The sequence below is a fragment of the Paenibacillus sp. PastF-3 genome (assembly GCF_029893135.1).
In the GTDB taxonomy this organism is placed as follows: Bacteria; Bacillota; Bacilli; order Paenibacillales; family Paenibacillaceae; genus Paenibacillus_AQ; species Paenibacillus_AQ nitricinens.
The window spans coordinates 275,247-288,963 of sequence record NZ_JARXWM010000009.1 but is presented as its reverse complement, the minus strand read 5'-3'; the positions used below and the strand labels follow the sequence as shown (position 1 = coordinate 288,963).

Genomic DNA, 13,717 nt, shown 5'->3' with positions numbered 1-13,717 from the left:
GGTTGGGGTTGGGGTTGGGGTTGGGGTTGGGGTTGGGGTTGGGGTTGGGGTTGGGGTTGGGGTTGGGGTTGGGGTTGGGGTTGGGGTTGGGGTTGGGGCTTCCGGAAGGCTAGGCTTGACTCACTTTTGCATATTTTTCCTTGTCCATGGTACTGTATAACTGAACAAAGGAGTGAATATATGGAAACGATTCTAATCATAGAGGACGATGCTAAACTTGCGAGCCTTTTAAGCACGTATCTATCTAAATATGAATTTCGTACGGTGATAATAGAGGATTTCAACAGGGTACTGGAGATTTTTAATGACACTCATCCGGACGTTGTTCTACTGGACGTCAATCTGCCAAAATACGATGGATTTTACTGGTGCCGCCAGATTCGTTCGCTCTCTCTCTGCCCTATTCTATTCATCTCTGCACGGGACAGTGGAATGGATCAGGTGATGGCGCTAGAGAATGGCGGGGATGATTATATCACCAAACCTTTTCACTATGAGGTTGTGCTTGCCAAAATCCGCAGCCACATCCGCAGAGTATACGGATCTTACTCACAGACCCAGGAAGAGCATAAGCTCCAGTCTGGAGGCTTAATCCTCTATCCTGAACGTTATGTCATCCAATACGACGGACATACTAGCGAGCTGACTCAAAAAGAATCCGTTCTGCTGGAGGCCTTATTGCTAAAAGAAGGACGTGTCGTTAACCGGGAGCGTCTACTTGATCTCATGTGGAAGGATCAGCATTTTATAGATGACAATACATTAAATGTGTACATAACCCGTGTCCGCAAAAAACTCAAGGATCTTGGTCTTGGCGATATTGTGGAAACTGTAAGAGGCGCTGGGTATCGGCTTAATGTCACTAAGGATATGCCATGAGGCTATTTTGGAAAGACCAGATTCCGCTAATCCTGTTCTATCTGCTTCAAATGTTGCTTATTCCCTTGCTGTATTGGCTGTCTGGTGAGAACCGACCGATCTCTATCATGCTCTATGGAATCGCTCTTAGCACCGTAGTTCTTTTACTATTTTTAGGCTACCGATATGTTCAGCACCGGAAATTGTATGCAGCACTAAGCGATCCTATGGACTCACTCCAAAATCATCCCGTATCCTTAGGGGAAACGCCTCTGTCAGAAGCAATTCATGAGCTATTGCAGCTTATTGACTGTCAGTATCAGGAGCAGGTAAATGGGCATATCCGTCAGATGAATCAGCATATCGTATTCATGAATCGCTGGGTTCATCAGATGAAGACTCCACTCTCTGTCATTCAGCTCACGCTAAAGGATCTTGAAGAGGAAACCGCCGCAAGTATTCAGGAGGAATTAGAACGTCTGCGCGGGGGGCTGGAGATGGTTATTTACACGGCAAGGCTTGACCGATTTGAAAATGACTTTCAGGTTGAACCGTTACTTCTGCGCAAAATAGTTAGTGAGGCGGTAGCCGAGAATCGCAGACTATTCATACGCAGAGGTATACAAGTAGATGTACAGGTGGATGCCAATCTAGCAGTATATAGCGATGCCAAATGGTTGATGTTTATTCTTACCCAAATCTTAACCAATGCCGTGAATTATACCCCCGCCTCCAATACTGCCAAAACTGTTACCCTCTCAGCCCAGCGTGTGGGCACCGACACGGTTCTGGATATTACCGATCAAGGCATCGGCATTTCTCCTGAAGATCTAAAGCGTGTGTTTAATCCCTACTTTACGGGGGATCGTGGACGCCATTATCATGAATCGACAGGTATGGGTCTGTACCTCGTAAGGGAGATTTGCAGCAGGCTTGAACATAAGGTGGAAATTCAATCTCAACTCGGAGAAGGAACCCGTGTGCGACTCATATTCAGCAATAGTAATCATCTATAGAGATAAGAACGAGAGGACTTCGTAGTCAGCAATCATGGCTATGAGGTTCTTCTTCTTTGCATATCTGTTCATCCCAGTCCAGTACGAACATAACCTTAAGCACGTTGTAAGATAACGTTAAGGTAAATCCATAGCAGCTTATCGCTCAATTTTATACATTATACACATAACCCGTCCCCGCTTCGTGAGGGATGAGAAACTCACTTTTGCAACGGAAGGAATGGATGATATGAATGTTTTAGAGGTCAAAGGACTTCATAAGGTATACCCCGGGAAAATAGCGACCCAAGCTCTCACCGATATCCATCTCAATATTGAACAAGGTGAATTTGTAGGCATCATGGGCCCCTCCGGTAGCGGTAAAACAACACTGCTTAACATGGTTTCCACGATCGACCAGCCCTCCTCTGGCGAGGTGAATATCAATGGCAGCAACCCTTATCTTTTGAATAAAAAAGAGCTCGCACACTTTCGCCGCAAACAACTAGGCTTTGTGTTTCAGGATTTTAACCTGCTTGAGACATTAACCGTTGCTGAGAATATTGTACTGCCCCTAACGCTGGACAATCGTAAACTCTCGCAGATGGAGATTTTGCTGCAAAGAGTCGCAGAACGCTTAAACATTACCGATATTCTGAGCAAACGCACCTATGAAATTTCGGGTGGCCAACGTCAGCGGACCGCAATTGCCCGGGCAATCATCACCTCTCCTTCAATTATATTGGCAGACGAGCCTACAGGTGCGCTTGACTCTAATTCTTCACGTACGGTGATGGAATCGCTGGAGAATATTAATCATAAAGAGGGCACGACGATAATGCTTGTCACGCATGATCCACTGGCAGCGAGCTACTGCAACCGAATCGTCTTTATAAAAGACGGAAAACTAGCGGCAGAAATTCATCGTGGAGATAACCGTCAAACCTTCTTCCAAAAAATCATCGACACACTTTCATTTTGGGGAGGGAATAGTCATGAACTTTCCTCAATTCGCGTTTAACAATGTGCGGCGTAATTCGCGGGCTTATTTTGCTTTTTTCTTAAGCAGTGCTTTTATGGTCATGATCTTTTTCTCATATTCCGTGTTTATTTACCATCCTGGGGTTACGAACATCAAGCTAGGCCTGAATTCAGCCGCCGGCATGCAAATCGCTTCTTATATTGTGTTTATCTTTGCTTTCTTTTTTGTCCTATACTCGATTAGTGCTTTCCTGAAAATGCGTAATTTGGAGTTCGGCCTACTGATGATCTTAGGTGCACGTCCAGGCCAGATCAACAAGTTGATTCTTATCGAAAATATGCTCATCGGACTGCTCTCTATCGTCACAGGTATGTCTTTCGGAATGCTTTTATCCAAGCTATTCTTGCTGTTGAGTACGACCATTATGGGCATGGACCCTCTACCATTTTATTGGCCAATGAAGGCATTAATGATGACCTCTATCTCATTCATTTCATTATTCTTGGTCATTTCGATCTTCACATTATTGTTCATTCGCAAGCATCAAGTCCTTGAACTACTTAAGGGAAATGTTAAACCTAAAAAAGAGCCCCGTGTCTCCTGGTTGTTCTCGCTGTTCGGATTTCTACTGTTGACTGCTGGAGCTCTCGCGATTCGTAAGCAATTATCTCCGAGCTCACTACTGGTTGCTGCTGTCACAGGTATTGCCGGAACCTATTTTTTCTACTCTCAGTTATCCGTACTAGGGATACGCTTGCTTAAGCTACGCCGTAAACGTCTTTGGCGTGGGACCAATCTGCTGTGGATTTCTGAGATGAGCTACAAGATCAAAGACAATGCAAGAATGCTGTTCCTTGTTACAGTAGTCACCTCGATTGCTTGTATGGCTTCTGGATTTCTTTTATCCATTAATCAAGCGAATACGGAGCACTATAAAAAAACACCATTCGCTATAAACTATTCGAGCTATAATCCGAAGGGAAAAGCGCCAGACTTAGAACCTATTCATAATAAATTACTGAATGCTAAAGTCGAATATACAGAGAATAAAGTTGATCTAATCTCCGCTTCCATTCAAGGAATCGATAAAGAAACCCTCCTTAACCTTGATATCATCTCCCGATCAGAGTTCAATCAATTGGCTCCGCAAATGAATGTGCCCGAGGTGGGACCCCTATCTGAGAAAGAAGCTGTATTAATGCTAAGCCCTCATATAGAGACACAGAATTACGCTGTGAATCGAACGATTCTTTTGAAAAATCAGAAAGATGAAGAGCTGCTGCTAAAAGAATTTCGAACGCCAAAGATACATCCAATGGACCCCATGGCAAGCTCACTCTTAATCGTAGATGACGGTTTTTATGATAAGTTTTCTTCAGCAGCGGAATACACAAGGCCCTATGTACGATATCTATATAAAATCCCTGCATGGGATGGCCCTACGCCTGAGGATAACTCCCCTGAAGCTGTGATCACCAGAGAACTTATCCAGTGGAGTAAAGTATCCAACAGTGCTAATAATCATCAATACAACGGCTTACTAACAGCGCGAGCGGACAGCTATCTATCAACCAAACAGGGAACAGCCATATTTAGTTTTATTGGCATCTTTATCGCTTTGATCTTTTCACTTTCATCGGCCAGCTTTCTCTTTTTTAAGCTTCATACCGAGCTGAACACAGATAAGCAAATGTACACCGCTTTATCCAAAATCGGTTTAAGTACCAAAGAAATGTCAGCTTCTGCTACCAAACAGATCTCTGTGCTCTTTTATATTCCGATTGTGATTGCCACCATTCAGACCCTTGTCGTGATTCGGCCCATCCTGAAGCAAATGAATATCACCGATGTCACGCTTCCCGTGCTAATGACATCCGGTACATTCCTTGCTGTGCAGACTCTTTATTTCATTATTGCACGATCCCGGTACATTCATAGTCTTAAAAAAATAATGGTATAGATACTTCTCTTTGTGTTGGCGGAACCGTGCTTACACGTTACACTTGCTATATTATTCAATAAACCTAGCAAGGAGGTTCCGCATTCATGTCTAAGGCTGATCACATGTTATCCATTCTCTGGATGCTCAAGCAACGGGGAAGAACGGCCGGGGAACTGGCGGAAGCGTTAGAGATCAGTGTCCGCTCCGTTTACCGGTACATTGACGCACTATGTATCAGTGGCGTTCCAATTATCGCGGATAGCGGACCTGGTGGAGGGTATAGCCTTCCGGAGCATTTTTTCGAGGCTCCATTATTCTTTGACACCGATGAACAACGTTCCCTTCTGCAAGCGGCCTCCTTTGCCCGAGGAACCGGATATCCTTATGTAGAAGCGCTAAATCAAGCGATTTCCAAACTCAAACGGTACAGCAATGCACAGCAATTAGAACAAATGGAGCGCCATGAAAGTGGGATTGAGACTATCCACTCCCCTGCCGTTCCGCTTCCCCATCTACTGCAAGAGCTAGAATTAGGGACGGCTAATGGACATACCCTTCAAATGGAATATCGCAAAGGAAATGGAGAGACAACCTCCTCCCGCGCCATTGATCCTTATGGGCTTGTACTGTGGAAAGGGCAATGGTACACCGTTGCTTATTGCCATCAGAGACAAGAGATTCGTAGCTTTCGAGTCGATAGAATAACTGAACTACACCGTACAGAGGCTGTCTTTACTCGTCCTGCTGACTTCTCTGCACGTGATTTTTTGTTAAAAAGCCTACTGCCAGCGTCAACTACTCAGGAGAAATGGATTACCGTAGTCATTGCTTCTGACGAGGGAATTTTGAACGATCTATGCAGCCACTGGTTGTTCGGACATACACTGGTACAGCGCATGGAAGGACAAGCCCGCTTTCAAGTGGACGAACCTTCTTTGCTGAGTTATATGCCATATTTCTTATTGCCTTATGGAACAACGCTACGAATTCTAGAGCCTCTGGCTCTGAAACAAAAACTTTTCTCTATCGCTACCGATCTAGCAGCTTATTATAAAGTTTAAGATCATTTTCTTGGGATCACTGACCGTAGTTGTCAGTGATCCTTTTGTATAGTGTAAATAAGTCTATGGGAATAAATGAGGCTACAAACCAAGGAGGAATAACGAATGAAAGAACTTCACTATGAATTTTATATTGGCGGCACACCTGAGCAGGTATGGGACACTCTGATCTCTCCGGAAGGTACCAAACAGATTTATTACGGGAGCGTAATCCATTCAACTTTTAAGGAAGGCGAATTATTGGAATATGTAGGTCCTGGAGAAGATGGAGATGAAACATTACATGTGTATGGAACGCTGCTGGAGTTTACTCCGCAAAAAGCACTGCGTTTCACGCATAATGTCGGCCCCTCCTATCATCAAGGACATGAAAGATATGAATCGCGTATTTCCTGGCTGCTTGAAACGGTAGGTGAAACCACTAAGCTCACGCTTATACATGATGAATGGCATCCTGAAGATCCTTCGTATGCTGGCAGTATCAACGTATGGTGGCAAGTTCTAAGTAATATTAAAACCTTGGTGGAAACCGGACGCACGCTTGATTTTGGCAGCTGGACGTAACTTCACGACTAATAAAACCTTGGATTAGACTATTCCAATTAAAGACAAGCCTATGAGTAGACTCAATCTTAGCCCCTTGGCTGGAGAGCGCAAGCCTTCTTTCCGTTAGGGGCTTTTCTGCGTCTAAATTAATTTTGCCTTAGGGAAACATTCTTGTTGCAGGGACAAAGTTGTTCACATATACTAATATTGTGTCAGTCCACAAGAAAAATTCCATTGCACAAAATAATAACCATAAAAATACAAATATACAATAACTGAAAGAAGGGGGTTCTTATGTCGGGAACTAGTATTCCATTATCAGAAGCGGCTAAAGGCAGTATGTTGCGCATCAGCGGCATTGAAGTTCAGGGTGTGCTTAGAAGAAGATTACTGGATCTCGGGTTTGTAGTCGGTAATGCCGTTGAGGTGTTGCGCCGTAGTCCTTTAGGAGATCCTATAGCTTTTCGGGTAAGCAACACGACCATTGCATTACGTAGAGAAGAAAGCTCTTTAATATTTGGAGAAGTCATCGGAGGTGTAGAAGCATGAGTCATTTCACTGTCGCTTTTGCAGGCAATCCTAACACTGGAAAAAGCACGCTTTTCAATCTGCTGACCGGCATGCGCCAGCATACAGGAAACTGGGCAGGTAAAACCGTCATTACTGCTGAAGGCGAGTTTAAGCATAAAGACCATACGTATCTTGCAGTAGATCTTCCTGGTACCTATTCCCTATACTCGAATTCTGCTGATGAAGAAGCGGCTAGAGATTATATTATTTTTGAACAGCCAGATGTGACACTAGTCGTGCTTGACGCTACCTCGCTAGAACGAAATCTCAACCTTGCCTTGCAAGTGCTGGAGATTACCGGGCGGGCTGTAGTCTGCATCAACCTCATCGATGAAGCCCGTAAACTCGGTATCGACATTAATCTGAAACGTATTTCCAAACGTCTCGGCGTGCCAGTTGTAGCGATATCGGCTCGCAATAAAATCGGTATTGAAGCGTTATTGGATCAGGTGGAGCGAGTGGCTACCGGCACTTTCACCGCACAGCCGCTGGTTATTACTTATAACGAAGAGATTGAACGAGGGATCGCAGAGCTTACACCTCTGGTAGAGCAAACCATTGGCAGCAAATATCCAGCACGCTGGATTGCACTGCGCTTATTGGATGGTGACGACAGCTTGCTAACTTCGCTTAAGGAGAATATGAAAAATAAAGAATTGCCTGAAGCAAAGGAGGTCATCGGTCATGGAGTCACCGCCTATCACTAAGGGATTAGATCCTCTAGATTCCTTGCTGTCCACAGCAAAAAAGCTCGCTGACGGCGGAGCGATACGGGATGAGATTGTCAGTGGTATCTATGGCGTATCCGCAGGCATCTGCGGGGATGCAGTCACCTATAGGGATAAGAAGAAGCTGAACAGCACTTATAAGCTGGATAATATCGTAACTTCAAAAATATGGGGATTCCCCATTATGCTCGCCATCCTCGGTATCGTGTTCTGGATTACGATTGCCGGCGCCAACTATCCTTCAAGCTGGCTTGCTTCTTTCTTCGGCTTCATTGAAGGTTATCTGACGGCCGGATTTGCGGCGATTCATGCCCCCGCTTGGCTACACGGTGTACTTGTGCTTGGATTATATCGAGGAACCTCATGGGTTATCAGTGTCATGCTGCCACCAATGATGATATTTTTTCCAGTGTTTGCACTGCTTGAGAATTTCGGGTATCTGCCGAGGGTTGCTTTTAACATGGACCGGTTGTTCAAAAAATCAGGTGGTCACGGCAAGCAAGCTTTGACCATGTCTATGGGTTTCGGCTGTAATGCCGCCGCGATCCTCTCAACACGAATCATCGAATCGCCGCGTGAACGGATGCTCGCGATTTTAACTAACAATTTCGTTCCATGTAACGGCCGTTGGCCGACATTGATTCTATTGTCTTCCTTATTCATGGCAGGAGCGGCTACGACAGGCGCACTCCGTACCCTCACCACCGCCTCCGTACTTATGGGGATGGTGCTAATCGGTATCATCGTTACCCTGACGGTTTCCTGGGTCATGTCGAAAACTGCGCTACGCGGTGTTCCAACACACTACACACTGGAGCTCCCGCCCTATCGCCGGCCGCAAATTTGGAAGACCATACTTATTTCTTCAAAAGATAAGTCGCTTAACGTACTTACTCGGGCTATCGTTGTTGCTGCCCCTGCCGGTATTATCACTTGGATTCTTGGCAACCTGTTTATTGGTGGAGATTCTGTCCTGAATCATATGGCTGCCTTCTTTGATCCTTTTGCACACATGCTCGGCATGGATGGCTTTATCATTATGGCCTTTATTCTCGGACTTCCCGCGAATGAAATCGTACTGCCTATTCTGCTTATGGGCTATATGTCCTCAGGCGCTATGGTCGATATCGACAGCTTGGGCAGCATCAAAGATGTCTTTTTATCACATGGCTGGACTTGGCTGACTGCGCTTAACATGATGCTGTTCTCCCTGCTCCACTATCCTTGCGGCACTACGCTCGTGAACATCTATAAGGAGACGAAAAGCATGAAGTGGGCTGTTCTCTCAGCAGTCATTCCGCTCGGTATCGCCATAGGAGTAACCTTTGCAGTCGCACAACTCGCTCGGTTGTTCGGGTGGGTGTAACGTAAGCTTGCGGTATGAAATTCCCCCTCTTCACCTTGATTACCTGCAGCACCTTACATCACCTTCATTACCTAACTTCAGCTGGTTTCACAGATTTCTAACCTCCTTGAAATATTTATAGGGAAATCCTCCCTCTAATTCGGACTTTATAAGTGAAAGTTGAACTTTTTGCGGAAATTCTCCCTATAAATGAGCGGATTATTGCCAAAATGGGCAATTTCTGCTGAATTAAAGGGAGGAATTCCCTGAACATTGATGATATCGATTAAAACAAGATAAATTACAGGGAGGAATTCCCTAATTATTGATCTCATTAAGATCAGCTTAAATAAATAAGCGGCCGCCCGAATAACTCTCCGGCGACCGCTTATTTCATCACCACATAACGTGACCTACAGTTAGTGTCATTTTTTTCGCGTTCCACCATCTCTACGACGGTAGAGCACAGCGCCAGTTATCGCTATCAGAACGATAATGACTCCACTGATCCCTACATTAACAAGTGGTACGGAATCGCTCTCCGCAGCTGGTTTCCCCGCCACATCCGTCGACTCATTATTCCCATCTGCAGATTTCGGCGAAGGATTCGATGTTGCCTTCGGAGAAGCTGTAGGTGTTCCTGCCGATATACTAGATCCAAGCTCCTTCAGGTCCTCCGATGCCGAAGCAAGCAGCTTCGTTCGACTGCATAAACTGGCCTCTAATTTACCAGAGTCATCTTCGTCATTAGCATACGCATAGACGATATAACTTTCCCCTTCCACGAATTCAAACCCACAGCTGGCAGACGATAAAGCAGTGGTCAATGTTACTTTATTCCCCTCGACCCCTTTCCAGCTGGAATCGACTTCAAAGGTTACTTTTACTGGATCCGCAGATGAGATTATAGTCCCCTTCGGCTCCTTTATGCCCACTACTTTCCCAGTAAAGACGGCTGAACTTGATTCAAGCGCCTCAAGTGGTTCCGCAGGTACAACACAGGAACACGCATAAGTAACGGAGGGGCGCACCGTCAGCAAGGCCATAAATATTAACGTTATACTTAGAATGATCAGCACTGGATTTCGCAGATTACCCTTTCGCACCTTAATGACCTCCTTCTTTATCTTACAGACGGAGCAAACGTGGAAAGTGTTACAACAATTCCCAAACAAGTTATACAAATCTAATCCATTCCGTCCGAATTAGACTTCACTAGTCTCTCATCTCTTCTGAATTTACTCATCCCCCCCGCGCAATTGCAATCAACCGCTGAATCCCCTCACGTAGCACCCCTTCGCTTGCAAAAGAGTAGCTTATTCGAATGCTCGACTTCATTTTCCCCAGCGGATCGAACAGCTCTCCTGGCACAAAAGCAATCGACTGCGCCATACTTGCGGCAAACAATCGCTCCACCGAGAGATGATCCGGCAGCTTCACCCACAGATTTAGCCCCCCTTGCGGAGGCGTCCACTCCCACCCGGTCCCAGCCAGCTCCTCCTCTACAATCTCCTTATGCACCTGAAGTGCAATGCGCAGCTTACCGAGATGCTGTTGCAAACGTGATGACGTGTAGTAATGTAGGAATATCTTCTGGTTAAGCAGCGGAGTACCATTGTCCGCGAGTGATTTGGCCGTGATCAAGCGCTCCATAAACGGATAACGACAAGCCACCGCACAGATCCGTAAGCCTGGGGCTACATATTTACTGAAGCTGCTAATATAAATCACCCAACCTTCGGTATCGTAAGCAAAAAAGGGCGGCGGGGGCTCCTCTTCAAAATACATATCGCGGAACGGATCATCTTCGACTAACAGACAGCGATAACGCTCGGCAAGCTCGACCAACAGTTTACGTTGCTGCGCTGGCACCGTATATCCAGTTGGATTATGATGAGTCGGATTGATATAGAACATGCGCGGTCTATGCTTTTTCATCAGAGCTTCAACTTCCTCCAAGTCATAGCCCATCGGAGTGATCTCCACCGGAATCAGCCTTGCCCCCTCCCGGCGAAAAATATCCATGGCCACACTGTAGGTCGGTCGCTCCACCAGCACCGTGTCCATAGGCCCGAGCACAATTCGTGATATCAGATTGATCGCCTGCTGCGCACCTGAAGTAATAAGCAGCTCTTCCGAGGATAACTGTAACCGATGCTTCTTACGAAAATGACGACTTAGCGTCTCCCGTAACTCCTCATCTCCCTGAACCGAAGAGTACGTCCCCATGACCTTGGGATATAAATCGAACACTTTTTTGACATAGTCGGATAGAAAAAGATTTGGCAAAAGACCTGGATCAATCAGCGCCTGTGAGAACTGATACTTAGCAGGCATTCTCTGTATATCCGAAAGAGGATTAGTGAGCGCATAGGCAGTGACTGCTGCGCCTTTTTCTACAATAGGAACCAAGCTAACAGGCGATACGTAATAACCCGATTTATCTTTTACATAAACTTTCCCATCCTCTGTCAGCATTCTATACGCTTTGAATACTGTCAGTCGATGTACCTTTAATTCCTCCGCCAGCAGCCGTATAGAAGGAAGCTTATCATGTGCCCCCCACTCCCCTCGCTCTATGCGATTCACTAAAAATTCATATACCTGCCGGAATAAGGGATGATTATGCTCCACGCTCGCTGACTTTTTCACTTCACTGCAACTCCTCTCCGAACAACTCCTATTTACAGTATTGTACACGATTTCTAAAGTCATCTGTTCTATTCAACATCATCTGTTCTATGTTCTCCCCTATATGATTAACGGACTGGTTCAAGGATCGCTATATACACACACTAAAGGGGACTTTCAAAATGATCTTATTCGCTTATGCACTTGTATGTCTGATCTTCGGCACGACCTTTCTAGCTATCAAAATCGGTGTGGATGCTGGTGCGCCGCCCTTCTTTTCAGCAGGCTTACGCTTTTTTGTGGCAGGTGCTGTTCTATTTCTATGGATGGTCTGGAAACGAAAGGCTAGCTTCTCCCTGCTCCTGCGTAAAGAAATGCTCTTCACCGGATCTGCGTTAACCTTTGGCACCTTTGCAGGTCTCTACTGGGCCGAACAATATGTATCTTCTGGGTTAGCAGCTGTCCTCTCTGCCACTGGTCCGATCATGATTCTGTTGCTCCAAACTTCTATTCTTCGGCAAAAAGCACCTGCCATCTCCCTATATGGTTGTATCATCGGGTTGACTGGCGTACTGCTGCTCGTTCTTCCTAATCTTGTCGTTGATATTTCACCTTTATGGCTCATCGGCTGCGCAGCTGTCCTTATTGGGGAGTGCTGTTACGCGGTAGGTGCAATTTATTCTAAAAAAGTAATTAACAGTATGCCTGAGGTCTCTCCCATCGCACTAAATGCAGCCCAAATGATGTATGGCGGAGTGTTATTATTCATTCTTTCCTTAGCCACCGAAAATGTACATCCTGAGTTTCTGCTTTCTTTCGAGACAGCAGGTTCACTGCTCTATCTGATCGTAATCGGCTCGATGGTCGGTCATTCATTGTTCTACTGGCTTGTCGCTAAGACAAATCCTGTGTTTCCTTCTACCTGGCTATATATATCTCCACCGATTGCCGTAGGGGTTGGCTTTTTCTTTTATAATGAAGCTGTGAATTGGGTTACGATCCTCGGTGTATTCACCATCATTGCCGGAACTATCCTCGTAAACGCTGACGCCTTGAAGCAATTAATGCTAAAGCGAAGGATCAGCACCTCTGGGTTAAAAAAAACAAATATATGACCTGACTCTTTATAAAATCACAAAAAACAGGCTATCTCAGCAGCTCACCCATGGCTAGTGAAATAGTCTGTTTTTTACTAAAAGTTATTCATTTCTTATTTATTTCTAATGCGCTCACTTGCTAAGGTATCCATGGCATCCATAGTTCCGGTAGCTTGAGCTAGGTTTCTCGCCTCTTGTTGATCAGCTGCCCGGAGCGCATCGCTTTCCTTTACACTACCATCATAATTTCGATTCTCAGCTGTATTCATATTCGCAATATCCTCAAAACGATCCCCATTCAGACTATTATGCTGTACGAAGATCCGCTTCACTTCTTCCTCCTTCTGCTCGCCCTCTACATCCACCATTACAAGAATATGGCCTTCATCCACGTAGTTATCGTAACGCTTGGCTTCCTCTTCAGGAATGCCAAGTCCAATTAGGCCGCCTACTAATCCACCGCTGCCTGCACCTATTGCCGCTCCAGCAAGTGTTGCCGCAAGCGGTCCGGCTGCAATGATCGGCCCGATGCCTGGAATAGCCAAAGCGCCTATCCCCATCAAGAGCCCAGTTAATCCACCCAACAGACCACCCGTAGCTGCACCAGTAGCTATTCCTTCCGGCGCTTGGGTCCCTGATTCATCTCTAATCGTATCCGCACTCTCTGAATTTCTCGCGATAATCGATATATCCTCTGTTCTGCAGCCTTGACGTTTCAACTCTTCAATAACCCTCGAAGCTTCGTATTCGGCAGCAAAGACACCCACTATTCTCTTATTCATCTCCATTACCTCCTAGTGATCAAAGTTAGCTCATACGTTCAGCTTCATAGCTTACTTAACCAAACTGAGCTGGGATAAACTTCTATCACAGAATTCGCAAACCATTCCAAGTAATGTTCCCACTAAAATATGCTGTATAATAAAAGAAAGTGGGCACAATCACCCTTAAGTTAACTCTAT

13 protein-coding genes are annotated in these 13,717 nt (G+C 45.5%); 10 read left to right on the top strand and 3 right to left on the bottom strand.

Translation table 11 applies throughout. The annotated features are described in order from the left end of the window. Window positions 1–180 precede the first annotated feature (180 nt). From M2444_RS19580 to M2444_RS19540, 9 genes are all read left to right on the top strand, one after another. A complete protein-coding gene (locus tag M2444_RS19580; RefSeq protein ID WP_094872327.1) occupies window positions 181–879 on the top strand; it encodes a response regulator transcription factor in 699 nt (232 codons plus the stop codon). Continuing rightward, window positions 876–1,874 (top strand): sensor histidine kinase, encoded by a 999-nt coding sequence (locus M2444_RS19575; RefSeq protein ID WP_280787815.1) that lies wholly within the window; start codon window positions 876–878, stop codon window positions 1,872–1,874. The genes M2444_RS19580 and M2444_RS19575 overlap by 4 nt, the downstream gene beginning before the upstream one ends. A gap of 229 nt (window positions 1,875–2,103) precedes the next feature. Further along, window positions 2,104–2,874: an ABC transporter ATP-binding protein gene (locus M2444_RS19570; protein WP_280787814.1), complete on the top strand. Its 771-nt coding sequence runs from the start codon at window positions 2,104–2,106 to the stop codon at window positions 2,872–2,874. After that, complete coding sequence (locus M2444_RS19565; protein ID WP_280787813.1) at window positions 2,849–4,795, top strand: ABC transporter permease; 1,947 nt, start codon at window positions 2,849–2,851, stop codon at window positions 4,793–4,795. Before M2444_RS19570 ends, M2444_RS19565 begins: the two co-directional genes overlap by 26 nt. 86 nt (window positions 4,796–4,881) lie before the next feature. Further along, the gene (locus tag M2444_RS19560) at window positions 4,882–5,838 is read left to right on the top strand and encodes a helix-turn-helix transcriptional regulator (RefSeq protein WP_280787812.1); all 957 of its coding nucleotides are present in this window, start codon (window positions 4,882–4,884) and stop codon (window positions 5,836–5,838) included. A gap of 105 nt (window positions 5,839–5,943) precedes the next feature. Next, window positions 5,944–6,402 carry an SRPBCC domain-containing protein gene (locus tag M2444_RS19555; protein ID WP_280787811.1) on the top strand — a complete coding sequence of 153 codons (459 nt, stop codon included), beginning with the start codon at window positions 5,944–5,946 and terminating at the stop codon, window positions 6,400–6,402. Between the two features lie 276 nt (window positions 6,403–6,678). Next, window positions 6,679–6,933, top strand: a complete 255-nt coding sequence (locus M2444_RS19550) for a FeoA family protein (RefSeq protein WP_060621666.1) — start codon at window positions 6,679–6,681, stop codon at window positions 6,931–6,933. Continuing rightward, window positions 6,930–7,661 (top strand): FeoB small GTPase domain-containing protein, encoded by a 732-nt coding sequence (locus M2444_RS19545; RefSeq protein WP_094872336.1) that lies wholly within the window; start codon window positions 6,930–6,932, stop codon window positions 7,659–7,661. The genes M2444_RS19550 and M2444_RS19545 overlap by 4 nt, the downstream gene beginning before the upstream one ends. Next, window positions 7,639–9,048 (top strand): nucleoside recognition domain-containing protein, encoded by a 1,410-nt coding sequence (locus M2444_RS19540; protein WP_094872337.1) that lies wholly within the window; start codon window positions 7,639–7,641, stop codon window positions 9,046–9,048. The genes M2444_RS19545 and M2444_RS19540 overlap by 23 nt, the downstream gene beginning before the upstream one ends. Window positions 9,049–9,452: 404 nt before the next feature. On the opposite strand, the gene M2444_RS19535 is transcribed toward M2444_RS19540, so the two are convergent. Together M2444_RS19535 and M2444_RS19530 are read right to left on the bottom strand one after the other, a co-directional pair. After that, window positions 9,453–10,133, bottom strand: coding sequence for a hypothetical protein (locus tag M2444_RS19535; protein ID WP_280787810.1), 681 nt, complete (start codon window positions 10,131–10,133; stop codon window positions 9,453–9,455). A 136-nt stretch (window positions 10,134–10,269) separates the two neighbouring features. Continuing rightward, window positions 10,270–11,679 carry an aminotransferase-like domain-containing protein gene (locus tag M2444_RS19530; RefSeq protein ID WP_280787809.1) on the bottom strand — a complete coding sequence of 470 codons (1,410 nt, stop codon included), beginning with the start codon at window positions 11,677–11,679 and terminating at the stop codon, window positions 10,270–10,272. Window positions 11,680–11,840: 161 nt separating this feature from the next. On the opposite strand from M2444_RS19530, the gene M2444_RS19525 reads away from it, so the two are divergent. After that, window positions 11,841–12,773, top strand: coding sequence for a DMT family transporter (locus M2444_RS19525; RefSeq protein WP_280787808.1), 933 nt, complete (start codon window positions 11,841–11,843; stop codon window positions 12,771–12,773). 95 nt (window positions 12,774–12,868) lie between these two features. Here M2444_RS19525 and M2444_RS19520 read toward each other — a convergent pair whose 3' ends face one another. After that, window positions 12,869–13,537, bottom strand: a complete 669-nt coding sequence (locus tag M2444_RS19520; protein ID WP_094872343.1) for a general stress protein — start codon at window positions 13,535–13,537, stop codon at window positions 12,869–12,871. Between the last annotated feature and the right edge of the window lie 180 nt (window positions 13,538–13,717).

Coding starts and splice junctions, on each gene's coding strand:
- M2444_RS19570 (WP_280787814.1), top strand. CDS start 2,104: ATGAATGTTTTAGAGGTCAAAGGACTTCATAAGGTATACCCCGGGAAA.
- M2444_RS19545 (WP_094872336.1), top strand. CDS start 6,930: ATGAGTCATTTCACTGTCGCTTTTGCAGGCAATCCTAACACTGGAAAA.
- M2444_RS19520 (WP_094872343.1), bottom strand. CDS start 13,537: ATGAATAAGAGAATAGTGGGTGTCTTTGCTGCCGAATACGAAGCTTCG.
- M2444_RS19555 (WP_280787811.1), top strand. CDS start 5,944: ATGAAAGAACTTCACTATGAATTTTATATTGGCGGCACACCTGAGCAG.
- M2444_RS19550 (WP_060621666.1), top strand. CDS start 6,679: ATGTCGGGAACTAGTATTCCATTATCAGAAGCGGCTAAAGGCAGTATG.
- M2444_RS19575 (WP_280787815.1), top strand. CDS start 876: ATGAGGCTATTTTGGAAAGACCAGATTCCGCTAATCCTGTTCTATCTG.
- M2444_RS19565 (WP_280787813.1), top strand. CDS start 2,849: ATGAACTTTCCTCAATTCGCGTTTAACAATGTGCGGCGTAATTCGCGG.
- M2444_RS19560 (WP_280787812.1), top strand. CDS start 4,882: ATGTCTAAGGCTGATCACATGTTATCCATTCTCTGGATGCTCAAGCAA.
- M2444_RS19540 (WP_094872337.1), top strand. CDS start 7,639: ATGGAGTCACCGCCTATCACTAAGGGATTAGATCCTCTAGATTCCTTG.
- M2444_RS19525 (WP_280787808.1), top strand. CDS start 11,841: ATGATCTTATTCGCTTATGCACTTGTATGTCTGATCTTCGGCACGACC.
- M2444_RS19580 (WP_094872327.1), top strand. CDS start 181: ATGGAAACGATTCTAATCATAGAGGACGATGCTAAACTTGCGAGCCTT.